This window comes from Sphaerochaeta associata, assembly GCF_022869165.1.
GTDB lineage: Bacteria > Spirochaetota > Spirochaetia > Sphaerochaetales > Sphaerochaetaceae > Sphaerochaeta > Sphaerochaeta associata.
Genome location: NZ_CP094929.1, coordinates 2,861,161 through 2,887,599 on the forward strand (window position 1 = coordinate 2,861,161; position 26,439 = coordinate 2,887,599).

A 26,439-nucleotide genomic window follows, 5' to 3' on the forward strand; every position below is an offset into this window, starting at 1 on the left:
GAGTACTCCCTGCCGGGCAATTGCTTGGCAGGAAGCATTGCACTCTTCACAGGGAATTGCCTATGCAATTCCCTGCGTGTGCCCTATGCGGTTACTAGAGTTTCACCCCATTCTTATCATATTGGCGTACGGAAATCTCTATCCGCTCCCAGAACGTATCTGCAAGGACAGCAATATCATCCGTCAAGATATTTGGCGTATTGTTATCGTAGATTTCTATAATGTCTTGCAGGTCCCAGTATATTTCAAATGCAACTCGGGCTGCTTTCTTATGAATCTCCACCCCTTCCCAGGGAAGGCGGGTAAAGACAGTATTTCCTTTGGTCCCCATACCTGGAGTGGTTTTATAATCAAACAACTCATGCCATGTTTGCCCTTGGGGCACATCATACGTAACAGTCTCATCACCATTGAACCAGAATACTGTGAGTTTCTTCCCCTGTATCACTCCATTTGTTATCGGACCTGGAAGCAAATCCGACAATTCAACCTGATAGATAGCCCGTTGGGCATCAACTACCTTGGTTTCATATACCGTAGAGCCATCAATGACTAAATCATACGACTCATAGACCGGCTCACCTTCTGTATTGGTTCTTCTGTGTACACGCTTTATCTGGTCTGTTATCGGAAACAGGCCGGCATACGTATCCGGCAGATCCATGACAATTTCATTGGAATAGAGGGCGTTGATCCCTGGAGTTGATGACATTTGCATACTTCCGGCACTATCGAAGAAGAAGAACAGAAAATCGGTATAGGTATCAACGGGAATGAGTCCAGGGCTTGCAATGTTGTTCTCAGTGAAATCCCCATACTGAACAATCCACTTCTGATTTCCTTCGTCGAACTGATGAAAAGGAATCGGATTGACAAATTTCCTCTCATTGCTCAACTCGACAGCTTGCAAGGGAATCTTGAATTTGGAAGGGGTGACGGTTGCAACAAGGCTTCCGTAATCTTGGTAATAGGGCGTTACCAAGGAATCCGGCTCCTGTAAGTTACGAGCAGTTGTGAGTTTTGGACTATCGCTCGATCGCCATGCGACGGTAGACGTCAAAGCAGCTGAGCCTGGATTCCAGTCACAGCCTATGAGCAACAGCATACATGCAAACAGTACAAGAAACGCTCGCTTCATACACACCTCTTCGGAAAATACACCCATCAAAGTATCGCATCAACATTCAGATAGCAAGCATAAAAAAAATCAATACGGTGTGTTCGCCAAGCCGCAGTAGTTGCTCGTTGAAGCCATGATTTCCTAAAGACATATTTACATGCGGTACTTTCATCCGGCTCTTCTCATATCGGCCATGAAAAGTCTCCAATTGTCTTCCATACTCGTTGCTTATAGGAACCGTCTGAAAATTGTAAACGATTACACTCCAATCCTTGACAGATGCTATAAGCCGTGTGAACATGGTATTAGGCAAGGAGAAGCGGCCATGAGAAACGTCATTCTGTCAATGAAGAACATTGACAAGCGATTCGCCGGCGTCCATGCACTCAAGGGTGTTGACTTCGAGCTGTGCGAAGGCGAAATCCATGCGCTGGTCGGTGAAAACGGAGCCGGAAAATCGACTCTGATGAAAGCACTGACCGGAATATTCCCCAAAGACTCAGGAGAAATCCACTACCAAGGGAAGCTCTTCAATCCCCAGGGGCCGAAAGACGCGCTGGATGCAGGCATAGCAATCGTACACCAAGAACTCAATATGATGGAGCACCTTACTGTTGCCCAGAATCTGTTCATCGGGCGTGAGGCGACCAAGCATAACGGCTGGTTTTTGGATGAAAAGGAACAAAACAGAAAGGCCGCCGAGCTCTTTGGGCGGTTGAACATGCACATCGACCCACAGGAGAGAGTGAGCAACCTTACGGTGGGCAAGCAGCAAATGGTCGAGATTGCAAAAGCCGTCTCACACAACCTCAAGGTCCTCATTCTCGACGAACCCACCGCCGCCCTGACCGACAGGGAGATCAACGACCTGTTCATCATTATGAAAGACTTGGCTAAAAGAGGCGTAGGCATGATCTACATCAGCCACCGCCTCGATGAGATTGGAATCATAACCGACAGGGTCACGGTGTTGCGTGACGGCGAGTATGTCGGTACCAAGGAAACAAAGGACCTGAGCAAGGATGAGATGATCAACATGATGGTCGGGCGGGTGATTTACGAAAAGCCCAAGACAAAGAGCAATGTCGCCCCCGACGCTCCGGTTGTCCTGAAAGTACAGGACTTGAATGCCGGAAAGCTTGTGCAGAACATCTCATTTGAACTAAGAAAAGGTGAAATCCTGGGCTTCGCAGGACTTATGGGAGCAGGACGCACAGAAACGATGCGAGCTCTCTTCGGTGCAGATAAAGCAGCAGGAGGAATTTTCATCAACGGAAAGAAATCCATCATCGAAAGCCCTCAGGATGCTGTACGCAACGGTATCGGATACCTTTCGGAGGACCGCAAGCGCTTTGGGTTGGCCATAAAGCTCTCAGTGAAGGAGAATGCTGTGATGGCCTCCTACGAGGACCTAAGCCCTTCTCTCTTTTTACCGAGGATCAAGCTGGACGGCATTGCAGCTGAATATGTGGAGAAGCTGAATGTAAAAACCCCTTCGCTCGACCAGTTTGTACGAAACCTCTCGGGAGGCAACCAGCAGAAGGTGGTCATCGCCAAGTGGCTGATCAAGAACTGCTCGGTGTTGATTTTCGACGAGCCGACGCGCGGCATCGATGTCGGAGCGAAGAGCGAGATCTACCACCTGATGAACGACCTGGTCAAGGAAGGCAAGTCCATCATTATGATCAGCAGTGAACTGAACGAAATTCTTCGGATGAGCGATCGCATCGCAGTCATGTGCGAAGGAAAGCTCACCGGAATTCTCAATATTGAAGAGGCAACCCAGGAACGCATCATGGCCTTGGCTACCCAACGAGGATAGGAGTGACCATCTATGAAATTGACAGATACCAATAAACTCAGGGAGAAACGAGGGGTGAATCTACAGAAACTGCTTGCACCCTTGGCTCTCGTCATCGTCTATGCATTCTTCGCCCTGTTCGGAAGAAACTTCTTCTCCTACACCACGCTGGTCAACATCCTCGACTCCTCCTATTACATCGGCTTCATCGCCATCGGGGTAACGTTCGTCATCATCACCGGCGGCATCGACCTCTCCTGCGGAACCATCATGATGGCATCCACCATCATCGGAGGAACCGCCTATAAGACATGGGGCTGGCCGATGTGGCTCTCGCTGCTGCTCATCCTCCTGGTTTCCACCAGCTTCGGCTTGTTCAACGGCATCCTGGTCAGCCGCTTGAAGCTCCCTCCGTTCATCGCCACCCTCGGAACGATGATGATCAGCCTCGGGACCGGCTCGATCGTCTCCAACGTTCGAAGCGCCACCTTCCCGGCACGTGGAGCCGCTGACAGCTGGTTCAAGGGCATCTTCAAGTACATCGCCCCCAATAATGCCAGCTACCCCACCGGTGCATTGGTCCTCTTCGGAACCGCCTTCATCGCCTACATCATCCTCACCCGCACGAAGATGGGCCGCTACATCTTCGCCGTTGGCTCGAACAAGGAAGCGGCACGCCTGTCCGGTGTAGATGTAGCCAAGTGGGAAATGATGGCTTATGTGATCAGCGGCTTTTTGGCAGGCGTGGGCGGTATCGCCTTCGCAGCTGTCTACACCACGGTCATGCCGGCCCAAGGCCAGGGCTTCGAGCTCTACGCCATCGCAGGAACGGTCATCGGAGGAACAAGCCTCAGCGGCGGTGCAGGTTCGGTGCTCGGCACCATGATCGGCGTGTACATCATGAGCGTACTGCGGGCGGGGCTGCCTTCAATGAACCTCCAGGCACAGTATCAGACATTCTTTACCGGCATTGTTGTTCTTGGAGCAGTCTTGCTGGATATCTATCGTACCAAGAAAGCTACCGAAGTGCGGATCCTCACTGCAAGTGATCGCTACCGACAGGAGATGCTGCTCAAGATCAGCCAAGTACAGGGAGAAGAAGCTGCTGTTCTGAAAGCAGAGATGAACAAAGAGTATCGAAGACTCAGACATGAAGAAAAAGTGCAACGGAATCTGTTGCGCAAACAAGAGAAGGATTTTGAGAAATCATAAACGGAAGATTATCCGGACTCGTATGAATCCGGAGGAAAAATAGGAGGGTTATTATGAAGAGAACCTTAGTCGTTCTATTGGTTCTGGTTGTACTCGCTTCAGCAACTGTATTCGCCCAAGGCGTGCAGGAAGCCAAGAAGCCGTACATCGCCGTTGTCTCCAAGGGGGAGCAGCACGATTTCTGGCAGCAGGTAAAGCTTGGTGCCAATGCCGCAGCTGCGGCCTATGGCGTGGATATCACCTTCGAAGGTCCTCCTTCTGAAAGTGATGTGCAAATCCAGGTGGAAATGCTGAATAATGCCATGGCAAAGAATCCTGTCGCTATCGCACTGGCAGCCTTGAACACCAGCAGTGTTCTTGACCAACTGCAGCAGGCAAAAAACCAGAAGATTCCCGTAATCGGATTTGACTCTGGTGTACCCGAGGCCCCGGCGGGATCGATTTGGGCGAATGCATCCACGAACAACTATGCAGCAGCCGGTATGGCAGCTGAAAAGATGTTCGAGGTGATCAAGAGCAGAATCGAAGCTGCAACGGATGCCAAACCGGTGAAGATCGTGGTCATGAACCAGGATGCGTCCGGTGAGTCATTGCTCAGCCGCGGCAAGGGTTTCCGTGACACCATCGTCAAGTTGATCGATGAGAAGACCGCTCTTTCCAAGAGTGATATCGCAGTCATCGGCAACACCGCTTACATCGCCGCCGACAGCCCCAGAAACGGCAAGAAAGTCATCATCGAGATGATTGTTCCTGCTTCTTCTGCCATGACCGATGCCACCAATGCCGCCCAGGCAGTGTTGAACAAGGTCACCAGCGACAATATTGTTGGCATCTTCTGTTCCAATGAAGCAACGGTAAAGGGCCTCCTGGCCGCTACCAATGACGGTGCAACGCTGAAGAGCAATGCAGCATTTAGAAACGTTGTAGTCATCGGTTATGATGCCGGAGCTGCCCAGAAGAATGCTGTTCGCAACCAGTACTTCCTCGGCTCCATCACCCAGGATCCGTACCAAATTGGTTACAAAGCCGTCGAGTTGGCTTACAAGGCCTACAAGGGCGAGCCAGTTGCCGATGTCGATACCGGTGCCAAGTTCTACAACTATCAGAACATGGATAACGCTGATATCAAGGGTCTGATCTACGATTGATGCATGGTACTTTCAACCGGGGGTCTACGAAGACCCCCGGTTTCTATGGAGAGACAAACGGTGGATAGCAATATTCCGGTGACGATCAAGGATGTTGCGCGATTGGCAGGAGTGTCGATCGCCACGGTGTCCCGAGCCCTCAACGAAAGCGATGTGGTCAAGGACCAGACCCGCAAAGCCGTCTTGGAGGCAGTGGAGAAACTCGGGTACAACCGCAATGAGGTGGCTCGTTCACTCAAGTTCCGACAGACTCGAACCATCGGTATCATCGCCCCCGAGCTCTCCAACATTTTCTTCATGGAGGTCGTCGAGGCACTGGAGCGATGTCTCGCGCCGAAAGGCTATTCGATGATCATCACCTCATCCTACGATTCGGTTGAAGAAGAGAAACGAAAGCTTCAGATTCTCATCGAACGCAACGTCGACGGGATGGTAGTCATGCCCTCGGGCTCGGAGGGAGAACACTTCCTCTCCAAAGCCCTGTCCAACATTCCATTGGTCCTCGTCGACCGCCGCATCAAGGGCCTGAAGGTCGACTCTGTAGAGACCGACAACCGGTTCGGCGTGCATAAAATGATTCAGGCTCTCAACAATGAAGGATTTTCCCGCATCGGTTTCATCGGTGGGGATCCGGATATTCACACCGCCGGCGAACGGCTGCACGGATATCTTGAAGCAATGGCCGAACACAACCTGCCTGTCGAAGATAGATTTGTCCTTCACCAAGGGGCGATGACCCAGCTCAATGGCCGCGAGCAACTGAAGAAAGCTCTCAGTGAATCCGACCACCCCGACGCCTTTTTCATTGCCAACGACTCCATGCACCTCGGGGCTACCATCCATGCAATCGAGAATGTACAGGAGCAAGAGCTCAAGAAGTTGGTATTTGCAAGCTTTGACTACCTCAGCTACGCTCCCCTGCTCAAGCTCTGTCATTATGCCGTCTCCCAGCAGTTCGAACAGATCGGGGAGGAAGTAGCAGCCTTGCTGCTCAAGCGCTTGGGCGGCGACTGGGAGGACTTCCCCAAGCATGTCATGCTCAGGCCCGAGATAAAGGTTATCAAGGCTAATGGGGGTGTTCCTTTTGAACAGGGAGAGCAGGGTTTGATGGAAAATCAAGCAGACGAAGGCAATACCGCAGATCTTTGTTCATATTTTTAATTGTTACCAAGCGAGAACGTTAGATTTCTGGCTGGTCTCCTGAATGCATACCTGGATCAACTTGTACAATTGGTGTATTTTCATTGTCAAGGAAAGGGTATGTCGAAACAAAGCACAAAGAGTCACGAAACCATCAACTCCGAAGGTCTTTTCCAGCTGGAGGAACCGCATGGGAGAAGTCTCCAGGATATTGAGAAAAGCCTCTATACCGGCTTCATAGACAAAGCCTACCCCTCGACCCCTTCTCTTCGTCCCCGCTTGATCATCAACAACCGTGAAAAACACCAAAAGGTGCTCCTTACCATCCAGGGCGAACTCTCGTCTTGCACTCAGTTCGACATTGCCGTCGCCTTCATCACCCGTGATGGGATTGCATCCCTTTTACAAACCTTGCTCGAAGCATCCCAACGAGGAGTTCGGGGGAGACTGCTCACTACCAACTACCTTCACTTCAATGAGCCTGAGGCGCTTGAAACCTTGCTGGACCTGCCCAATCTGGAAGTACGGATCCTCGAAGGGAATCTGCATACCAAAGGATACTTGTTCCACCATGCGCATAAGACCATCAACCTGATAGTGGGCAGTGCCAACCTGACGGCCCAGGCCCTGTCCACCAACCAGGAGTGGAATGTACAGTTCACCTCGACTGAAAATGGCGAACTGGTACATCAAACGTATGCCGACTTCAACCGCATGTGGGAAAGCGCAATAATTCTTTCTCCGGCATATCTGATGCACTACGAGAAAGAGCGGGAGGTTGCGAGAACAACAGCACAGTGGACAGAGCTCCCACCAGTTCCTCAGCCTCGGTTTCCTGTCTACGAGGAGGTAACACAGGAGGGAGAGCTTATCCCGAACACAATGCAGGCCGAAGCATTGCAGGAGCTCTTCGCCCTGCGTCATAGGGGCGAAACGAAAGGCCTTATCATCTCGGCCACCGGCACTGGCAAGACCCACCTTGCAGCCTTCGATGCAAAGGCCTGCAATCCCAAAAGACTCCTCTACATTGTTCACCGCCAGACCATCCTGCTCAAATCCATGGCAACATTCCAACATGTGTTCGGCAGAAATGAACATATCAGCTTTGGTGTGGTCGGGGGCGGAAGGAGGGAGACTGAATGCAACTTCATCTTTGCAAGCATTTCCACCTTGGCACGAGAGGATGTCCTTTCCCAATTTGCACGCGACCATTTTGACTACATCATTGTTGATGAAGTGCATCGTGCTGGTGCTGAGTCATACAAGAAGGTTCTCGACTACTTCAATAGCAAGTTTACACTCGGGATGACCGCTACCCCGGAACGTACCGACGGTCAGGATATTTACCGGCTCTTCGACTACAATATTGCGTACAATATCAGGCTGCAGGCAGCCATGGAGGCTAAACTGCTCTGTCAGTTTCATTATTACGGTATCAGTGACCTTACGATTGATGGGCTATCCGTCGATGACTCAAGTGATACGCGTTTCTTGACGAGCATAGCACGTTCAAGGCACATCAAAGAGGCAATCGACACATACAGCATGCACGAGAAGCGCAAGCGCGGACTTATTTTCTGCCGGACGGTCGTTGAGGCGAAAGAGCTTTCAGAAAGGCTGAATACGCTTGGTTTGAAAACACTAGCCGTAACAGGGGAAGACTCAGAGACTGTGCGGGAGGATGCCATTCAAAGACTACAATCCGATCAAAGGCCGGATATGCTTGAGTACTTGGTGAGTGTTGACATTTTCAATGAAGGAATCGACATCCCCAATCTCAACCAGATCATAATGGCAAGGCCCACCCAGTCAGCAATTATCTTCGTGCAGCAATTGGGACGTGGGCTGAGAAAGGCAAAAGGCAAGCCGTTTGTTACTGTTATCGATTTTGTCGGCAACTATGACAACAACTACCTCATTCCCATCGCCCTTTACGGGGACACTTCCTTCAACAAGGACAGAATGCGCAAGATGATGGTTGCAGGCAACTTGGTTCTCAGCGGGGAATCTACAGTAAGTTTTGACCGTATTGCACGTCAACGCATCTTTAGGGCTATTGATGATGCCCGTCTCGATACAAAAGCTCTGTTCAAGGAGCAGTATCTGAAGCTCAAGGCAAAACTGGGACAAGTACCCTCTCTTATGGATTTTGCCATTGCCAAGGAGTATGATCCCCTGCTCTTCTTCAAAAAGTATGATAGTTATCCTGCGTTGCTTATGGGTTTCGGGGAAATTCCAAGAGAAACCCTCACAAAAACCGAGCTCTGCTCGCTCCGATTTCTTTCCCAAGAACTCGCCAACGGGAAAAGACCGCATGAACTGCTGGTCCTCAAGCTGCTTGCCAAGCATGGCAGCATCTCAATTACCCTGCTTCAATCCATCTTGGAACAGGACTACCACTTCATCTTTGAGCAACAAGCTTTTCAATCGACGATCAGATTGCTTAATAATGGGTTTGTGAAGCAAGCTGCACGTGATAGCTATGACAACTTGGTGTATGTCCGAATGCAGGATGACGGCATATCGGCAAGCCCGCAATTTCTTGCCTTGCTTGCATCAGAGAGCTACCGTAATGCTTTCGATGATGTGATTGCATTGGGGTTGTACAACTACAGAACCCACTATGACAATCAGCTTCGTCAACCGAATTCGCTTGTACTGTATGAGAAATACTCTCGTAAGGATGTCTGCCGACTTCTCAATTGGGAAGACAATGAAGACTCGACAATGTATGGGTACAAGATCAAGTACAATACCTGTCCAATCTTTGTTACCTATCATAAGGGAGAAGAGATTAGTGCCAGTACCGACTATGATGATAAGTTCCTCAGTCCGGAGCTCTTTTCTTGGATGACCCGCAGCAAAAGAACGCTGGATTCGGGTGAGGTGAGGAAAATACTAAGTCAGCATGAGTCAGGCTTGTCCATCCCTCTGTTCATCAAGAAACACGATGATGAAGGCGCTGATTTCTATTATATCGGGCAAGCCGAATATATCAAAGGCAGAGAAAGGCAGACCACCATCAAGGATGAAGCAGGAAAGGACCTGCCCATCGTCAATTTCCTGTTCAAGCTTCAACAGCCCTGTGAGAATGATCTCTATACCTATTTACTAGAGCAAGCACAGCAATAGTACCAACATCATCCAACGATGTTTCTCCTATAGGCTTTTGGTATAAGCAAACGCATACTCCTGAAGAACTGCGGTTCTCTACACATACGTCAACGTACTTTCTAGACACCGCGATGCTTTGCTTTTAGGATAGGAGTCACGAGGAGTCTGACATGGCAACACATCGAGTCTATGCAATGAGCGTTTCAGCTGTCTATCCATTGTATCTCCAAAAAGCGGAGAAAAAGGGTCGGACAAAAGAGGAAGTGGACACCATCATCTGCTGGTTGACCGGCTACTCACAGGAACAGTTGGATGAGTTGCTGTCAAACCAGACAACCTTCGAGACCTTCATCAAGGAGAGTCCGTCCCCCAACCCTGCAAGAAGCAAAATCACCGGTTCGGTCTGCGGGGTACGCCTCGATCAGATAGAAGATCCGATCATGAAAGAAATCCGCTACCTGGACAAGCTCATCGATGAGCTTGCCAAGGGGAAGGCGATGGAGAAGATCTTACGAGTGTAAGACCTTCTCGCGCACCTAAAACCATTACTACTCCAACTTCCTCATTGCTGGCAGCATAAAGGCAAGCATAGCCACACTCAACAACAGCATCCCCGACACCAGAAACCAGCGGCTCACCCCGATTCCATCGGCAAACATACCGGACAGGATGAGCCCAAGAGGCATGGCAAGACCCTGTACACTCCCTAGCAAGGAGAAGACTCGTCCCAGGTACTGCGGTTGGATTTTCTCCTGTACCAAAGCTGTTTGCACTCCTGCATAGAACGGTGCCGCAAATCCCATGACCAGACAACTTGCAGCAAAGAGGAGGAAACCAGAGGGAGGAAGCAGCCCCGAGACAGCCAAACCAAGCCCTATGAGAGCGATGGAGGCTGCAATCATAAGGTAGCGATTCTTCAACGCTCCCAAAGCCCCCAATGCCAAGCCTCCTGCAAGCATTCCTAAAGCAAAGGCAATCTCAACAACAGATACATGGAATGCAGTTCCTTCGAAGTGCTCCATGCTCATCAGCGGGAAAAGTGCGTTGATGGGCATGTATATGAAGGTGAATAGGAAGCCGATCCAAAGCAGGGCAAAAAGCCCTTTGTTGCTTCTAAGGGCTAGGAAACCCTCCTTCATCTCCTTGAAGAAATGAAGCGGTTCTGTCTGTTGCGGCTTCGTCAGGCCAGGAATTTTCACCCAAGCCACAGTAAGGCTTGCGATTACGGCACCTGCGACATCCAAGGCGATTACTGCAGTCAGATTCCAAGCCATATACAGGAATGCCGCCAATGCCGGGCTGAGCAACAGGCTGACCGATTGGATTGCCTGGCTGTAGCCGGCGCATTTGGCAAGCATGTCCTGAGGCACCAGAAGCGGAGTAACAGCAGAAAGCGATGGTGTATGAAATGCCGTACCGACACTACGTACAAAGAGGATGACCATTACCAGCCATACCGGCAGTTCCCCTGAGAGTGCCGCCAAGGCGAGAATAGCGGCAGCAAGAGCAATAACCAAGTCTGAGAGAATCATGATGTGCTTGCGATTATATCGGTCGACGAGCACACCGATGAAAGGACCCAACACAGCATAGGGCAGGAAACCGACCAAGGAGGCAAGCGACAAAATCAAAGCCGACCCTGTGGTTTCAGTAAGATAAAGAATGATTGCCATCTGAAGAATGGCACTGGTTATAAGTGAGACAGCCTGGCCTGTCCAAATAGTAAAAAATTGCGACTTCCAACGAAGTGCTTGCATAGCGAATATCTCCTATAAAGTTCGGACTGTGGTAAACACGAACAGCTCGGCCTTGTTGAGGCTGAGCAAATTGCTACTTGTGTTGGAGCGTTACCAAGGTCGAACGATTCCCTTCATAGAAGAAATTCCTTTGTATTCATAAGATTCCCATAAGCTACCAAAGCAAGATACTGGTGTCAACAACCCGAGCTTGTCTGAAGATGAAAATCATCGGTACTTCAAGCATATCATTACAAAGGAATCATACCCTTTGCTCTGGCATTTCACTTATTACTCTCGTATCCATAATCATATATCTTCGATCAAGCAAACAAACTCCTGCAATCTCGGCACCGCTTGAAGTCATCGAAACCTCCTATGACAGCCACATCTGCATGACCCTGGTGGCTGTATCGACAATCCGGACATGGTGATTAATATTTACCAAAGGGCTGGTGACCAGTACTCCTTGGAACTGCTTTTCTCCAGTACAGCTTCAACAGAGCTCTATGCCCGCTGAACAAAGCGAGTACAACCATTGAATTTTTAGATGCCTTCTCGATGTCCAACGCTGTGAATTTCGTCAAGATTGCTGCTTCCCGCTATAACCTCAAAGACTTCAGGCGTATGCTGGAGCGCCCCCGAGTGTATGGCAGACCACAGACTTTCTCGTAAATTAAGCGAAAATTATCAAATCATACTGCTTAATATTGCTTAATTAACAAACATTTCCTTGCGAAGTGAAAATACCGGGCCTATAATGATGGTCTGATAACGTTTCCAAAAAACGTTGGCTTTTTATTCCGAGTGAAATTGAACTTGCTCAACCACCATGCAGGAGACCAGTATCAAGGACCTCCGCTACCTACAAGATGAAGCAAGCAACCACCGGGCATAGCTTTGATGTATTGGTTGAATATCTAGATATATGTGGAGCGTGTGATGAAGAATTCCGGCAAGACGAACATACCTACATTGAGGAAAAAGAAAGTCCTCACCCTGGCAGAACCCTACCTGTTTCTACTCCCGGCACTGGTAATATTCGGTTTGTTTCTCTATTATCCGTTTCTTCGTACGATATTCTTGAGCATGTTCCTTACCAACAAAACAGGCAAGCCGAAAATATTCGTACTCTTTACCGATAACAACAACTATCTCACCCTGTTCAAGGATCCCTCCTTCTGGTCCAGCGTCGCAGTAACCTTCAAGTTTGTCATTCTGGTTGCATTAGGCGGGCTGCTCGTTGGTCTTACCTCAAGTCTTCTGACCGAGAGAAAGTACCTCGGCTCCAGTTTTTCAGCAGCTGTCTATGCAATGCCGATTGCCATCGCATCGGCTGCTGCATCCATGGCCTTTAAAATGATTCTCCATCCCACAAACGGACTTCTGAACCAGCTGATGGGAACGCAAATCAACTTCACCGGAGACTCTCGTTATGCACTGGCATCGGTAGTAGGAATCACCATATGGCTCACCAGCGGCATCAACTTCATATTCATCAGTGCCGGCCTGAGAAATGTACCGGGAGAACTCTACGACAGCGCTTCAGTTGATGGGGCCGGGTATTGGAGGAAGGTGTTCTCCGTCACCATTCCCTCCATCTCCCCCACCCTGTTCTTTCAGATAATCATCAACATCATCGGGGCTTTCCAATCATTCAGCCAGATCAAGCTGCTGACCGAAGGAGGCCCCGGGGACACGACCAACGTCATGGTGTGGTCGATTTATAAGGATGCGTTCCGGAATTTCAGATTTGGAGCAGCTGCCGCCAGGTCGGTCATTCTCTTCTTGATTGTGATGATCATCACCATCATCCAGTTCAGATTTGAAAAGAAAGGAGTGAACTACTGATGCGTATTGCCTCAAGCCTGAGAAGAAGACTCAACAATACAGGACGATTTTTCCTGAACATCCCCTTGATGCTGATAATACTCGTTCCCCTGCTCTACACCATCTCGATATCGGTCATGCCACCCGATGAGATATACGGCAACCACCTGATACCGACTTCGGTCAAGTTCACCAACTACATCCAGGCGTTCACCAACCCGTACTACAACTTCCCCCGCATGATTCTCAACTCTTTCATTGTCTCAACGACAGTGATGCTCGGGCAGATGGTCACCTGCTCCCTGGCAGCATTCGCCTTCTCGTTTCTTCAATTCAAGGGGAAAAAGATTCTATTTTTGGGTGTCCTTGCCACCATGATGGTCCCTGGAGAAGTTACGATCATCGCCAACTACCTTACGATGGCCGGCTGGGGTTGGCTAGACTCCTACCGCGCCTTGGTGTTTCCCTTCCTCACCAGCGCCATGGGCATATTCCTGCTCAGGCAGTACTACCTGACTTTTGCAAAAGAACTCTATGAAGCTGCCAAGCTTGATGGCTGCTCGAATCTCCGATTCCTTACAAGCATCGTTGTCCCCCTCTCCCGCCCTGCCCTTGGCGCCCTGGGAGCATATGTGTTCCTGAATACATGGAACCAGTACATGTGGCCGCTCTTGGTTACCAACTCACGCGAGTATCGTACCGTACAGATCGGCATCTCGATGCTTTATGACATCGATGCTGTCTCCCTGGGGCTGATGATGGCCGGTGTGGTCATTGTCATCGTTCCCTCGTTGAGCATCTTCGTATTCATGAACAAGCAGCTTATCAACGGCTTGATGGCCGGTGCAGTAAAGGGATGATCGAGGAGGTTTCATCCCTCACCATAGGTATTTCTGGAATGGCTGATTCATTCCATGTTTACAAATAAAAGGAGAAAAGGAAAATGAAGAAAACGTTGAGTTTGGTTCTTGTCGGGCTCTTGCTTGCAGGGTCCCTCTTCGCAGGCGGTGCAGCAGAAGCAACCAAAGCTGCTCCTGCAAAACCTGCAGGCCCGGTTGAAATCACATTCTGGCATGCAATGGGGGGTGTAAACGGAGAAGCTCTCGCATCCATGGTCGATGAATTCAACAAGCAGTATGATGGAAAGATCAAAGTAAAGTATGAATTCCAGGGCAGCTATGACGATGAATTCGCCAAGATCCAGGCTTCCGGTGGAAACTACCCCTGCGACATCATCCAGGTGTATGATATCGGCACCCGTTACATGATCGACTCTGGTTGGATTCTTCCTGTCCAGGAGTATGTTGCAAAAGACAAGTACGACATCAGCCAGATCGAGCCGAACATTGCCGCCTACTACACGGTCGACAACACCCTGTACTCCATGCCGTTCAACAGTTCCACCCCGCTTCTCTATTACAACAAGACCGCCTTTGAAGAAGCCGGGATCACCAAGGTTCCGACCTGCTTCGAAGACATCTACGAAATCGCCGAGAAGCTGAAGATTGTCAATCCCGACGGATCGGTCAAGCGCTATGGCTACGGCATGGGTAACTACGGATGGTTCTTTGAACAGTGGATCGGCAAGATGGGCCTGCACTATGTGAACAACAACAATGGTCGCGGCAAGGATTATGCTACTGCTGTTGAATTCGACAAGAACGGCGGCGGCCTGCAGATTGTAAAGGTCTGGGACAAAATCCTCAAGGAAGGAATCTCCCCGTACCTCAACATGGGCAATGACGATGCCAAGGCAGCCTTTATTTCCGGTTCCGTGTGCATGATTCCTGAATCCACTGCTGCATTGAAGTCCCTGCTCCTCAACGTCGGTGACAAGTTCGAGATCGGCGTTGCCTACTTCCCGTCCATCAACCGCAACGACAAGGGTGGAGTATCGGTCGGCGGTGGAAGCCTGTGGATGATGGATACCGGCAAGCAGGAACGAAAGGATGCAACCTGGGAATTCCTGAAGTTCATGGTCTCTCCCGAGATGCAGGCTTTTTGGAATGCCAAGACCGGTTACTTCCCCGTAACAGTTGCAGCAGCACAGACGGCAACCTTCAAGGAAAATATTGCCAAGTATCCCCAGTTCCAGGTAGCCATCGACCAGCTGCACAGCTCTGCACCACAGTACTCCGGCGCCCTGCTGAGCGTGTTCTCCGAAGCCCGCCAGATTGTACAGAACTACATCGCCCGCCTTGCAAACAAGGAAGTGGATGCCCAAGGTGCACTCAATGGCATGGCCAAGGATATCAATAAGTCAATCGAGACGTATAACTTGGTCAACTACTAAACCCAGTCGAGTTTGGTATATGATCGAGAAGAGGACTGTTGTAACAGCACAACAGTCCTCTTTTTTTAATGAAATTGAAAACTTCGCAGAGTTACGATTCCCCTTCCTTAGTTGTACGTTCCGGTCAGCGTGAACGTTCCATTGGGAAGGATATACTGAAGTGACATTGTTTCATAATCGAACACCGCCCAGGTGAAGAGTCCACCAACCTTGCCGCGGGCATTCACCTTCTTGCCGTTCACTTCCTTAAGCGTCCAATTCATGGCAATCTCTGCACCAAGCAATGAGCCGTCGATGGTTCCGTTGGCCTGAAGAACTGCAACCACCTGCATAGCCTCATCAACCACCTGGATTACACTATGGTTAGAGCCGGAAATCTCACCGGAAACCGGGTCGAGATTGTAGTTGGTGACATTGTTCATGATGACATTCTTTCCATCAAGCAAAGGCCAATCGGATTTGATGGTTCCACCGTACGGGCCGTAGGCAAAGCTTTGCAAGGTTTCTTCGACAGTCTTGTAATGATTGCTGTTGCCTTTGTGCTCCGTCACAACGCTTCCCAGATCCTGATAGAGATTCACCGTTGCAGTGAAACTCACTGGAGCCCCGCTCTTACCAATCTTGCGTGCTTCCATCATGGTGCTTTCGGTCAATCCACGGGAGAGCACACTTTCATCCATCGACATATCACAACCAACGAATGCACCGAGCAACACGACAAGCCCAACAACAAGAAGGATTTTTTTCATACTCAATTTATGCCCCTTTTACATACAATATGAGACAATATTTGGGACATTACTGCTGTGTTTGTCAACAAAAATCGTCGCAATCGACACAAATCGAGCCAAGACAGTGCATTTGCAGTAAGAACCAGCTTTCATAAGGACGGCTGTTCGAATGCAATTTACATGACAAACGGAATTGTATACGTTATAAGTATGGAAGAGGTGCGTGATGAAATCACGTCACTTTGTACATGCCCGGAGAGAAAAGAGGTTTCTGCATGCCGATCAAACGCCAAACCAAGGCTTGGAAGCGTAATCTTTTCATGCTGCTCCTACTTGTCGTAGGAGCCTCCGTTGCCATGCCCGTATACTATATTTTCAGCCGTACACAAACAATCATAATCGAGGAAACTCAATCAAAGGCAATCAATCTTGCAGCAGCGATGTCAGCCTTTCTCTCCTACAACATCGAGAGCTATCGTCCCGTATCCGATGCAGAAATACTGGTCGAAGGCAGTGATCTCGAAAGATCGTATCTTGCATTCAACGAAGTGTTCAGGCAGGTCAAGAAGCAAAGTGATGCCACGTTCATCTACACCAGCAAGTATCTCGATGACCAAACCAGTGTCTTTGTCCTGGATGGAGAGGATCCTTCCTCTGTCCTCTTTTCTCCCTTCGGAAGCAGGGACAGCATGGATGCTTTGGAGCTTGAAACCCTGGTCCTTGGTGTGCCAACGGTAACCGGGCTTGCAGATGACAGTGTCTGGGGAACCTACTTGTCGGCCTATGCCCCGATCATCGACAACAGGGACAAAACGGTGGTAGGACTGGTGGGAGTGGACTACTCCAAGGACCATATGCTGGTACGGTATCGACGCGTGGGTTGGATATTGATTTCAAGCTTTACCTTCTTCACCCTCCTCATCACCCTGGCCTTGTATGTTCTCATTATTACCATCCAAGATCGCAGCGGAATCGATGAACTAACCAGATTGGGCACAAAACGTGCCATGATGAAAAGCCTTCGCATGGTGTTCAATGAGGCAAGGAAAAGCAACTATAATTTCGTCTTGTGCATGCTCGATGTAAACTCTTTCAAGGCCATCAACGACACCTACGGCCATCCCGTGGGTGATAGCGTACTGCGCTGCATCGGAAGGGCCTTGATTCAGGCGACAAGCAATACTAAGGCTTGTTTCCGGTATGGAGGCGATGAATTTGCCGTCATACTGCCCGAAACAACCCTGCTGCAGGCACAAGAAATGAAGAAGAACATGGAAGAAGAAATCGGTGCCATCACCATACCCGAGCTCAAGGGAATGAAGATATCGGCCAGCATCGGTATGGCGGAATGGCTTCCCGGCATTACCGTCGAGACGTTGATCGACCTAGCCGACAAGGACTTGTATGTGCAGAAGCAGAAGCAGAAGAAGGCTACGCTCTGAACACCGGCAAAAGGTTCCTGCGGGTACCGTTACAAGAGCATGCGAAGTTCTGCATCTTCAAGAGGCTTCAGCAAAACCCTCTTGATACCCGCTTTCTCACACCGTTTTTGCACTGCAGCGTCAAGTGTAGCAGAGAGGGCGATGATTTCCAGTTTCGGTTGCATCTTCAGCATAGCCAGAGCCGTTTCAATCCCATCCAAACCCGGCAGATGCAGGTCCATGAAGACGAGATCGAAACGGTGGCACTCAAGCAACTGCAATGCAGCCTCGCCACTTGCAGCAAGCGTCGCTTTGACCTGCAACTCACTCAGTTTCCTGTGTAAAAGCTCGCGGTGAATGGCAGAATCGTCAACCACCAGCACATGGGTTCTCAAGGCAGCATGCGAAGACAATTTTGCCTTCATTTCCGCTGCAAGTGTCGGGGTGGCAGCCCCATGGAGTACAAAGCCTAAAACTTCGACGCTTGGGGCATAGAGTGCAAGCGTACCACGGTTGAAGCACGTGCCGAGCAAGAGGCCGCGGGGCTTCACATCCATGGGTCCCGGCAGCACACCACCATCATCAGTATCAAGCAGGAGATACATACAGTGCGAGGACAAGGCATCAGAGGCGGTATCATAGCGAGCAATGTCCACATCCAATGCCTGCAGGCGCTCGAGCAAGGAGGCTGAGGAAGGAGATGCTTTGCCGACGTATCCATACCTGCCGCGAGGCAACCTCACAGCACTTCCATACTCCGGCAACTTGAAGGTAATCGTGCAGGTAAAGTGTGAGCCCCGACCCACCTCACTCTCAATTTCCAGCCTCCCGCCCATGGCTGACACCAGTTGCTTGACAATGCCCAAGCCCAATCCATAGCCCCCGGAAGAGGCATTCAATTCTGCAGAGAACAGCCGACTGACCATCTGTTCGGTCATACCGACGCCAGTATCGCTCACCACCATGCCTACCGTGGTTGTATCCGCACGAAGGTCCAGAAGGGATACCCGTATGGATACCTCTCCGACCTCGGTGAACTTGACAGCATTATGCAGCAAATTTATCAACACCTGCGTGAGGCGGACCGAGTCACCTGCCACCTGGTGGGGTATTACACTCTCTACTTCATAGGAAAGCTGCAAGTGCTTCTCACCGGCGAACAAGGCTACCGAGTCTACGGCTGCAGCAACCACATCCTGGATGCTGAAAGCTTCGCCTCTCAACATAGGCTGTTGATGGGAAAGCAGGGAGAAGTCGAGCAAATCCTGGATGAGATGTGTTACATGGAAACTGCTGGTCCTGATTTGCGAGACATAGGTGGACTGCCGCTTGTCCAAGGAGGTTTGCTGAAGCAGATCGGCCATCCCCGTAATCGCCGACAAGCTGTTGCGGATATCATGACTGTTTCGTGCATATAATGCATTCAAGCGAAGATTTTGCTGTTCCCTCTCTCCTGCCAGGTTCTTGGTGGCTTCCAAAGCCTGCTGCAGAGCGTGCTCCGAACGGACATGGGAGAAATAAGAGCCGAGCAGCTGGGCGAAAAACCGCAGCAGTTGGCGTACTTCGGCCGGCCATTGTTTGGCTGCAACAACCGAATCGAAACCCAGGAAACCAAGCAGTTGCCGATCTACCATGATGGGCTCAACCAAAATCGACTGGATGTGCTGGGCAATCAGCGTGGCTCGTTCGGCCTGCCAGGAATCAGGAAGGTCCTTCACCTGACAGATGTGAATCTCCTGCCCCTGTTCCAATGTCTTGATCCACTGAGGGAATGCCGTACAAGGCAGGCCTTGCAGCTGGTTCTTCTCACTGGATATGCCTGGCGCACACCATTCATAGGTATTCGACACCCCCCAATGAGCTTCGCATTGGAAAATATAGGCACGATCGGAACCGCTGGAGATTCCAAGCGTTGCAAGAATGTGCTGCAACAGCTCAGGCATCCCTGACAGCGGCCCTTTCATCAACTCATAGGAGAACTGCAACAGGATGTTGTTCAGCTCAAGGCTGTACGCCTGCGGTGGATTGGACTGCCACTCAGAGAACTGAACAAGCCAATACTCTCCCCCGTTATGAGGAAGCAAGGATGTAGAGATCCAAAACCGTTTCATCACTTGAGTATTTCGATCGCAGGCAACAAGTGCCTGACCTTCACAGACCTCATACGCGAATACAGAGCGAATATCCAAACCAAGCATCCCGTCACTGTCACAAGCAAGCAATGTACACCCAGTGTGATCGATGCTCACGATGTGGAAAGCGGAATCGAGCAGTATTGTTCCCTGAGCTGAAGAAACCTTGAGCTGTGCGGAAATGTCATCAACACCGACCAGAAAGGAGTCCTTCTCAAACGTGATACTTGCGTGAAAGTAACGAATATCTCCGGTAACCGGGGAGTGATATTGAAATTCCTGCCTGCTTTTTGTATCTCTCGCACGCTCAAGGGCACTTTGAATATGTGAAGATGTCTCCTCGCTGAAAAAGTCTGGGAATTTCCTGCCGACAACCTGGTCGAGCGGCAGGCGAAGATGGCGTTGCAGGGGATCGCCCTGTACTTGCGTGATGGCATAATCGGCATCCAAGGCAAACACCAAATCGTGTGGGACGCACGTGGTGTCGGGATAGACGATGAACAGCATATCCGTTCCATTGGAAAAAGAAGAGACTGTCACCTGAAGGTCCTGTGGTTTGACTCTATAGGTGAACGGGAGAGTCTGGTTTTTCACATTCTGGAATTGAAGACGATACAGTATTTCCTTTGGGGACAATGGTACTTCAGTCAGAAGCAAATACTGCTTTGCACAGGTATTGATGAATTTCAGTGAATAATCTGAGCCGAAACACAGCACCCCTATTTCAAGTGCTTCCATATTCATCCACTGGATATTTTCATCCCGGAGCATCATCTCTCCTCGTCAGCGTCCCATCAATCATGAGACGATACAGTGTAACATACATGAGTGATAAAATGACGAGAATTCTAATACAAAGTCACGAGAGACCAATTGTGGCCATTAGTATGAATACTCGTACCTTGTTTATAGAGATGAATCATTATTTTGTTTATATATATAATTTTACAAGAAACTTGCTTTCAGTTGAAACAAATAGCAATGTATATCTTGCTCCTCAATTGTCTTACCCTGTAAGTAAATTCCTACGATAGGACATCCACAAAACATTGACCGCTGAAATTGTATCCCTTACGTTGGTAATGGTACTACCACGTATACATTTCTGCTAGGGAAAGGATGACTTTGGAATGCTGGCATATGATTATCGAATCCAGACCAATCTGCCGTTCGATTACTATCGCATCTACTCGATACCAAACAAACCGGAATTGACCGACTACACCCGTCTGCTCTGGTATGGCTATGATGAGGAAGGCCCTACCATTTATCGACAGAATCCTCAAACCGGACAAGTGGTCAGGATTGACTACACGACCACTCCTGATAAGGACAAGTAGTCATACATCAATGCATGACTGCCAGTTTGTACAACTCAAGCACGGAATCAACACCGAGTTTCTGCATGAGTCGGCTTTTGTAGGTACTCACCGACTTGATTGAGATTTTCAACTCAAATCCAATCTCCTTCACCGTATAGCCGTGTGCCAGCAGCTTGAATACTTCGAGTTCCCGTTCACTCAAATTCTCAAGCTCCCCGATTTGCTGCTTGCCGCTCTCCTTCTTCGCAAAGAACGTATTCCCTTGCAGTATTGCGTCGATCGCCTGCTTCAGAACATCATACTCAACATTCTTGTTCAGATACCCTCTTGCCCCAAGTGCTTTTGATTCCTTGAGATAGAACACCTCCGGATACATGCTCAATATGCAAACAGGAGGATGGTCGGGGATTTTTTGTTGCAACTCCTGCAACACTTCCAGACCATTCTTCCAGGGCAATGCAATATCCAGAAAAATCAGATCGATTGCAGCCAAATTGTCATATTCAAGCGATTGCAAAAATTCGCGTCCATCACAGTATTCTGAAACTACACGGATATCGGATTCTCGTTCAAGCATGGAGATCAAACCCTTTCTGAACAGAGCGTGATCTTCCACTACGGCAATACTAATCATGCAAACCCTCCAACTGCGTGGGAAACGCTCTGTTGACAATCAGCATGACAGTACTTCCGGCTCCCACTTTACTTTCAATTTTCAACATCCCTTCCATATGCATCATACATCGTCTGGCAACATACAATCCCAATCCAGGCCCCTTCTCTCCAGCAGTGCCAACGTGTTTCACGCCCCAGGTATCGGCTTCGAATGCATGCATGGAAGCCTCATCAAACCCTATACCATCATCATTCACTGCAAACGTTACAGTCTGCCTCTGGATGATTACTTGGACAACAACACTGCCGCCCTCATACGAAAACTTAATTGCATTATCCACCACAATTCTCAAAGCGCCAACAAGAAGCGTCATATTTGCGCTGACCAGGGTGCAATCCTCGGGTTCAAAGGTAAGCTTGACGCCTTTCCTTTGTGCATAGCGCAACAACGAGGGAGGGAGTTCATGAATAATTGTATCGGAATCGATGGGAGTAACCGGATAAGAAAGCGGTACGTCTGCAAGCAGGAGCAGATGATTGATCAGCATATCGGACCGATCGACCAGCTCATCCAATTCCTCGGAAGCCTCTTCCCAAAGCATAGGGGTTTTTTGTACTCCATTCGGTTGGAACAACTGTTTCATCGCCTTCATTGCAACAAGCGGAGAGCGCAAATCGTGTGAAAGAATCTGCATGACTGTGGAACGAAACTCATTCGTCGCATGCAGTGCCCGATTGCTCTCCTTCAGTGCCTGGACGGTATTCATCCAATCCGTGATATCGCGGATCAACAGAAGCGTGAAGGTGGAAGAGTGGGGCTTGGCAGCAACTTCACGAATTTCAAACCATCGCTTGGAATCCGTGGTGCAGCAGATGCCTGCCAATTGCCTGCCCGGATTGCTCTCACTGTCTGCCTGATTGGCAAACTGTTTCAACAGGGCGATATGCTCGGCAGCCTCTATCAGGGGAACCCCGATACATTCTGCTGACAGCTCAGGCATGTACTGCTGGGTGACTGCTGTGTAATCGACAATGACCCGATTATGGTCGAGGACCAACAGGCCATCCTGCAGAGCCTCGAACACCAGCTGGTTGTCGACAGGGGCAACCTTGAACAAGGAATCACGATGGTAGAGAAAACCAAGCAGGATGAGAGAGACACACCAGGAGAAAGGAAGGATATCCACCGGCTGCCTGGTTGAGCTGAACACAGTACCGAGCCCCGCAGCCAAGGGAATCAAGTAGGCAGCGATCAATACGAGATTCTGCTTGCGATACGCTCGGTTCCCCCAGACCACCATTCTCAGGATGGCAAATATTCCAATCACCATAGCTGTGACTTGGTACAGTGTATGGAGGTGGTAGAGCTCATGTACCAAGGGGTCCATGCCTATAAAAAACTGCAACACCGAACCATCGTATCCTGGATGAAAGGGAAAGGAGAAGTGCAGTATTGTAAACAGAATCGATAAACTGAGAGTAAACCCATTCATGAATCGTTTCGCACCGATTTTCGTGCGGTAGTACGTCAGAAGAAAATTGAGATTTGCAAAGGGGACGAAACAGAGGCTCATAAATTGTACTTGATTGAGAACGGTGATTGCATTCTGCCTGTCTACTACATACAGCAGTGAGGCTGTAATCGTATAGACACCCAGGAGCCCGAGCAAAAGAACAAGTTCATTCACCCCATGATAGGCTCGCCTCCGAAGCAATACAATTACTATTCCAAGTTGCAGGAAAGCTATACCGGCCGTTGCGGCTGCAACTACGGTGGTCTGAGTCATAACCAATCCTTTATCTCAATCAAGCAACTTTCTCTTTACCTGTCGGAAAAGTTCCTTAATGAGTATTAGGGTACCCTCGCAGGAAAGTGAAGCCTAGTAAACAGCCTACAATTTTTTGTCAGAATTTTCTTACAGGTTCATTTTAAATTGTACACTATGTCATTATACTAAAAGAAGTATAGCAAACCTATTCCAGATGCCTTTCTTATATATTTCAAGAACAATCATCAGTACTCTTTGCATCCTTTGAAAACTTATGTCATAGTACGTAGAGAGAAGCAAAGGCGGCAATCCATTACTAGACATACAATGGGAGCAAAGAAATTGAAGAGCAAGAAGCCTCTTTCAATCAAGCAAACGGTGTTTCTGATCTTCCTTGGGGTTATGGTACTCACCCTCGTGGGAATCGGGACGATGGTCTACACGCGGTGGACTGCGTCCGCAATGAAAACCACAGATGACATATCCAACACCATCGGCTTGTCATTGCAGAATCAGCTTGGCTCCTTCATGTCCATCCCATGGCAGATAAACGAAACCAGCCACACGATTATCGAACAGCAAGTCATCGATATGGGCAGCGATGTCCAACGCGATCGGTTTTTCGTCTCGGTGCTTTCATCGTTCGCTCCCTATGTATACAGCTTCAGCTACGGAAGCAGCGAAGGCCATTACTTTGGGGCACGAAGAAATGCGCAAGACAGCGTGGAGATCATGCGTAACGACGAGCAGACAGGGGGACGATCCTGGTACTATTCGGTTACCCCCGACCTGCGCATCGCTCAGAAAATATTTGACGCAGGGACTTTCGATCCCAGAACCCGGCCTTGGTATAAAACCGTCGAACAATCAGGAGCAGCCTCCTTCTCCCCGGTATATAAACACTTTGTCATGGATGACATGTCCATTTCGGCTGCCTGGCCCATCTACAACCAGGACAACGTCCTTCAAGGTGTTCTGGGGACTCATGTCCTGCTGACGCACATCGGCGAGTACCTCGCCCGTGCAGTGAGTCCCATTGGTGGACAGGCTGTGGTTATAGAACGAAAAACAGGATTGTTGGTGGCAAACTCCCTGGGTATGAAAAACTTCTCTTCAGCTGCAGACGGAACATTCCAGAGGCTCCATATCTCCGCACTACCAAACAAGGCCTTCGCGCAGGCCTTCGAGGCCGGCCAAGGCTCCACTTTCCAAGGGTACCAAGTGAGCATGCTACCCTTGACGCTCCCAGGTGTGGATTGGTTGGTTCTCTGTGCCATACCGAACGACATTCTGTTCTCCGAGGTGAGAAACACTATCATCATCACCATCTTTTTAGCCCTGCTCGCGATGCTGGCCGGGCTGTTCCTCTATAATATTGTTGCAGGATACCTGATGCATCCACTCGATCAGTTGCTGGAGGTCTCAAAGGCTCTTTCCGAAGGGGATCTCAGCCGTCGCACCCACCTGTCCAGAGAGGATGAGATCGGCAGCATATCCTCCAGCATGAACAACGTAGCCGATACCATGCAGAACCTGATCAACACCCTTGAATCTCAGGTGAAAGAGCGCACGGAGGCTCTGCATGAAAACAAGGAGCAACTTGAGCTGCTGCTCAACTCCACCGCCGAGGGCATCTACGGTATCGACCTGGAGGGAATCTGCACCTTCTGCAATCAAAGCGCTGTTACCATTCTGGGGTATGAGAGCCAAGAACACATTGTAGGAAAACAGGCCCACGCTCTTATCCATCACAGTCATCGCGGAGGCAAGCCGCGCCCAATCTCAGAATGCAAAATCTTCCAAGCGATCCATGAAGGCAGAGGCATTGCGGCTGAGGATGAGGTTTTCTGGAGAGCAGACGGCACTTCCTTTGTCGTTTCTTACCACGCCTACCCCCAGATCCGTTCGGGCAACGTGGTAGGAGGTGTAGTTTCCTTTATGGACATCACCCAGCGCAGGCAGAAAGAGGATCAGATAGCTTTCCTTGGAAGCCACGATCCCTTGACCGGCCTGTTCAATAGACGGCATTTCGAAGAGCAATTCCGCCTTTTGAACAAGGATGAATATTTACCGCTTTCGCTGATCTTCGCCGATCTTAACGGACTCAAACTGACAAACGACATCTTCGGACATAAGGAAGGTGATCGCCTGCTTTGCCAAGCGGCTGAAATCCTCAAGCAGGCCTGCAGAGGCGGCGATGTGGTTGCACGCATCGGAGGGGATGAGTTCATCCTTCTCTTACCCAATACCAATGCCGAGCAGACTCGGCAGGCCATCTATCAAATACGGCAGAGCATTGCAAAAACGCCATTTGAGACCATCAAATGCAGTATATCACTTGGGTTTGATACTAAAACAACACCTGAGGTGACACTTGAGGAGCTCATGGCGAATGCCGAGAATGCCATGTACAAGGACAAGATTTCCAACCGCAAGCACGTCCAGCATACTATGCTCGCAAACCTGCAGGAGAAGCTCTTTACACGAAATCCAAAGGAGAAGGAACATTCCAAGGCAGTCGGCCGCTTGAGCTCGCGCCTGGGCTCGGCCCTGCGCCTGACGGAAGCTGAAATCGTCACCTTGGAGAAAGCCGCACTTGTGCATGACATAGGGAAAATCTCTGTAAGCGAAGAGCTGTTCGCAAAAAAAGTATTGACCGATCATGAATATGCCACGATGCAGCAACATGCTGTCGTCGGCTATCGTATCCTGAACCTGTTTGAGGATACCTTGGTCCTCGCTGAAGTTGTCTACAGCCACCATGAACGATGGGACGGCAAGGGCTATCCCCGCGGTCTTCAGGGGAACAGGATACCCCTGCTTGCCCGTATTATCGCCATTGCCGAGGTCTACGACCGAGTTCTTACCGATGCAGAGGGGGATGAGCACCAGCGAACACAGAAGGCTCGCACAGTCATCCATGAAGGAGCAGGAACCCAGTTCGACCCGGACCTTGCATCCCTGTTCCTCGCTCTTCTGGAACAAGAGCAATCGAATAGTCATAATCTATAGAAATTAGTATCCAGAGGTGTTGACAGAGAATGAGCTTGGTTGT

At 49.7% G+C, this 26,439-nt stretch carries 18 protein-coding genes; 12 read left to right on the plus strand and 6 right to left on the minus strand.

Annotated features, from left to right (window positions below; translation table 11 throughout):
• Positions 1 to 94: 94 nt before the first annotated feature.
• Entirely contained in the window at positions 95 to 1,138 is a 1,044-nt protein-coding gene (locus MUG09_RS13205; protein WP_244771902.1) for a hypothetical protein, read from the minus strand.
• A gap of 307 nt (positions 1,139 to 1,445) precedes the next feature.
• Here MUG09_RS13205 and MUG09_RS13210 point away from each other — a divergent pair, with 307 nt between their 5' ends.
• The 6 genes from MUG09_RS13210 to MUG09_RS13235 all read left to right on the plus strand — a co-directional run bounded on the left by MUG09_RS13210 (position 1,446) and on the right by MUG09_RS13235 (position 10,056).
• Entirely contained in the window at positions 1,446 to 2,942 is a 1,497-nt protein-coding gene (locus MUG09_RS13210) for a sugar ABC transporter ATP-binding protein (protein WP_244771903.1), read from the plus strand.
• 12 nt (positions 2,943 to 2,954) lie between these two features.
• Entirely contained in the window at positions 2,955 to 4,133 is a 1,179-nt protein-coding gene (locus tag MUG09_RS13215) for an ABC transporter permease (protein ID WP_244771904.1), read from the plus strand.
• A 53-nt stretch (positions 4,134 to 4,186) separates the two neighbouring features.
• Positions 4,187 to 5,281 (plus strand): ABC transporter substrate-binding protein, encoded by a 1,095-nt coding sequence (locus MUG09_RS13220; RefSeq protein ID WP_244771905.1) that lies wholly within the window; start codon positions 4,187 to 4,189, stop codon positions 5,279 to 5,281.
• A 60-nt stretch (positions 5,282 to 5,341) separates the two neighbouring features.
• The gene (locus MUG09_RS13225) at positions 5,342 to 6,442 is read left to right on the plus strand and encodes a LacI family DNA-binding transcriptional regulator (RefSeq protein ID WP_244771906.1); all 1,101 of its coding nucleotides are present in this window, start codon (positions 5,342 to 5,344) and stop codon (positions 6,440 to 6,442) included.
• A gap of 99 nt (positions 6,443 to 6,541) precedes the next feature.
• On the plus strand, positions 6,542 to 9,553 hold the full coding sequence (locus tag MUG09_RS13230; RefSeq protein WP_244771907.1) for a DEAD/DEAH box helicase: 3,012 nt from the start codon (positions 6,542 to 6,544) through the stop codon (positions 9,551 to 9,553).
• Positions 9,554 to 9,705: 152 nt separating this feature from the next.
• On the plus strand, positions 9,706 to 10,056 hold the full coding sequence (locus MUG09_RS13235) for a DUF2200 domain-containing protein (protein ID WP_244771908.1): 351 nt from the start codon (positions 9,706 to 9,708) through the stop codon (positions 10,054 to 10,056).
• 27 nt (positions 10,057 to 10,083) lie between these two features.
• On the opposite strand, the gene MUG09_RS13240 is transcribed toward MUG09_RS13235, so the two are convergent.
• Positions 10,084 to 11,292: an MFS transporter gene (locus MUG09_RS13240; RefSeq protein WP_244771909.1), complete on the minus strand. Its 1,209-nt coding sequence runs from the start codon at positions 11,290 to 11,292 to the stop codon at positions 10,084 to 10,086.
• Between the two features lie 921 nt (positions 11,293 to 12,213).
• Here MUG09_RS13240 and MUG09_RS13245 point away from each other — a divergent pair.
• From MUG09_RS13245 to MUG09_RS13255, 3 genes are all read left to right on the plus strand, one after another.
• Entirely contained in the window at positions 12,214 to 13,122 is a 909-nt protein-coding gene (locus tag MUG09_RS13245) for a carbohydrate ABC transporter permease (RefSeq protein WP_244771910.1), read from the plus strand.
• The gene (locus MUG09_RS13250) at positions 13,122 to 13,961 is read left to right on the plus strand and encodes a carbohydrate ABC transporter permease (protein WP_244771911.1); all 840 of its coding nucleotides are present in this window, start codon (positions 13,122 to 13,124) and stop codon (positions 13,959 to 13,961) included. Before MUG09_RS13245 ends, MUG09_RS13250 begins: the two co-directional genes overlap by 1 nt.
• 83 nt (positions 13,962 to 14,044) lie before the next feature.
• The gene (locus tag MUG09_RS13255) at positions 14,045 to 15,394 is read left to right on the plus strand and encodes an ABC transporter substrate-binding protein (RefSeq protein ID WP_244771912.1); all 1,350 of its coding nucleotides are present in this window, start codon (positions 14,045 to 14,047) and stop codon (positions 15,392 to 15,394) included.
• A 107-nt stretch (positions 15,395 to 15,501) separates the two neighbouring features.
• On the opposite strand, the gene MUG09_RS13260 is transcribed toward MUG09_RS13255, so the two are convergent.
• Entirely contained in the window at positions 15,502 to 16,143 is a 642-nt protein-coding gene (locus tag MUG09_RS13260) for a hypothetical protein (RefSeq protein ID WP_244771913.1), read from the minus strand.
• Positions 16,144 to 16,400: 257 nt separating this feature from the next.
• Here MUG09_RS13260 and MUG09_RS13265 point away from each other — a divergent pair, with 257 nt between their 5' ends.
• The gene (locus tag MUG09_RS13265; RefSeq protein WP_244771914.1) at positions 16,401 to 17,567 is read left to right on the plus strand and encodes a diguanylate cyclase domain-containing protein; all 1,167 of its coding nucleotides are present in this window, start codon (positions 16,401 to 16,403) and stop codon (positions 17,565 to 17,567) included.
• Positions 17,568 to 17,596: 29 nt separating this feature from the next.
• Here the strand turns inward: MUG09_RS13265 and MUG09_RS13270 are convergent, their stop codons facing one another.
• Positions 17,597 to 20,449, minus strand: coding sequence for an ATP-binding protein (locus MUG09_RS13270; protein ID WP_244771915.1), 2,853 nt, complete (start codon positions 20,447 to 20,449; stop codon positions 17,597 to 17,599).
• A 359-nt stretch (positions 20,450 to 20,808) separates the two neighbouring features.
• On the opposite strand from MUG09_RS13270, the gene MUG09_RS13275 reads away from it, so the two are divergent.
• On the plus strand, positions 20,809 to 21,018 hold the full coding sequence (locus MUG09_RS13275; protein ID WP_244771916.1) for a hypothetical protein: 210 nt from the start codon (positions 20,809 to 20,811) through the stop codon (positions 21,016 to 21,018).
• 7 nt (positions 21,019 to 21,025) lie between these two features.
• On the opposite strand, the gene MUG09_RS13280 is transcribed toward MUG09_RS13275, so the two are convergent.
• Together MUG09_RS13280 and MUG09_RS13285 are read right to left on the minus strand one after the other, a co-directional pair.
• Positions 21,026 to 21,634 carry a response regulator transcription factor gene (locus MUG09_RS13280; RefSeq protein WP_244771917.1) on the minus strand — a complete coding sequence of 203 codons (609 nt, stop codon included), beginning with the start codon at positions 21,632 to 21,634 and terminating at the stop codon, positions 21,026 to 21,028.
• On the minus strand, positions 21,627 to 23,402 hold the full coding sequence (locus MUG09_RS13285; protein WP_244771918.1) for a sensor histidine kinase: 1,776 nt from the start codon (positions 23,400 to 23,402) through the stop codon (positions 21,627 to 21,629). Before MUG09_RS13285 ends, MUG09_RS13280 begins: the two co-directional genes overlap by 8 nt.
• Before the next feature lie 324 nt (positions 23,403 to 23,726).
• On the opposite strand from MUG09_RS13285, the gene MUG09_RS13290 reads away from it, so the two are divergent.
• A complete protein-coding gene (locus MUG09_RS13290; protein WP_244771919.1) occupies positions 23,727 to 26,396 on the plus strand; it encodes a diguanylate cyclase in 2,670 nt (889 codons plus the stop codon).
• The last annotated feature ends 43 nt before the right edge of the window (positions 26,397 to 26,439 follow it).

Bases quoted from the DNA above. Each gene is read 5' to 3' on its own strand.
- MUG09_RS13205 (WP_244771902.1), bottom strand. From the start codon at position 1,138: ATGAAGCGAGCGTTTCTTGTACTGTTTGCATGTATGCTGTTGCTCATA.
- MUG09_RS13210 (WP_244771903.1), top strand. From the start codon at position 1,446: ATGAGAAACGTCATTCTGTCAATGAAGAACATTGACAAGCGATTCGCC.
- MUG09_RS13215 (WP_244771904.1), top strand. From the start codon at position 2,955: ATGAAATTGACAGATACCAATAAACTCAGGGAGAAACGAGGGGTGAAT.
- MUG09_RS13220 (WP_244771905.1), top strand. From the start codon at position 4,187: ATGAAGAGAACCTTAGTCGTTCTATTGGTTCTGGTTGTACTCGCTTCA.
- MUG09_RS13230 (WP_244771907.1), top strand. From the start codon at position 6,542: ATGTCGAAACAAAGCACAAAGAGTCACGAAACCATCAACTCCGAAGGT.
- MUG09_RS13235 (WP_244771908.1), top strand. From the start codon at position 9,706: ATGGCAACACATCGAGTCTATGCAATGAGCGTTTCAGCTGTCTATCCA.
- MUG09_RS13240 (WP_244771909.1), bottom strand. From the start codon at position 11,292: ATGCAAGCACTTCGTTGGAAGTCGCAATTTTTTACTATTTGGACAGGC.
- MUG09_RS13245 (WP_244771910.1), top strand. From the start codon at position 12,214: ATGAAGAATTCCGGCAAGACGAACATACCTACATTGAGGAAAAAGAAA.
- MUG09_RS13250 (WP_244771911.1), top strand. From the start codon at position 13,122: ATGCGTATTGCCTCAAGCCTGAGAAGAAGACTCAACAATACAGGACGA.
- MUG09_RS13255 (WP_244771912.1), top strand. From the start codon at position 14,045: ATGAAGAAAACGTTGAGTTTGGTTCTTGTCGGGCTCTTGCTTGCAGGG.
- MUG09_RS13260 (WP_244771913.1), bottom strand. From the start codon at position 16,143: ATGAAAAAAATCCTTCTTGTTGTTGGGCTTGTCGTGTTGCTCGGTGCA.
- MUG09_RS13265 (WP_244771914.1), top strand. From the start codon at position 16,401: ATGCCGATCAAACGCCAAACCAAGGCTTGGAAGCGTAATCTTTTCATG.
- MUG09_RS13270 (WP_244771915.1), bottom strand. From the start codon at position 20,449: ATGCTCCGGGATGAAAATATCCAGTGGATGAATATGGAAGCACTTGAA.
- MUG09_RS13275 (WP_244771916.1), top strand. From the start codon at position 20,809: ATGCTGGCATATGATTATCGAATCCAGACCAATCTGCCGTTCGATTAC.
- MUG09_RS13280 (WP_244771917.1), bottom strand. From the start codon at position 21,634: ATGATTAGTATTGCCGTAGTGGAAGATCACGCTCTGTTCAGAAAGGGT.
- MUG09_RS13285 (WP_244771918.1), bottom strand. From the start codon at position 23,402: ATGACTCAGACCACCGTAGTTGCAGCCGCAACGGCCGGTATAGCTTTC.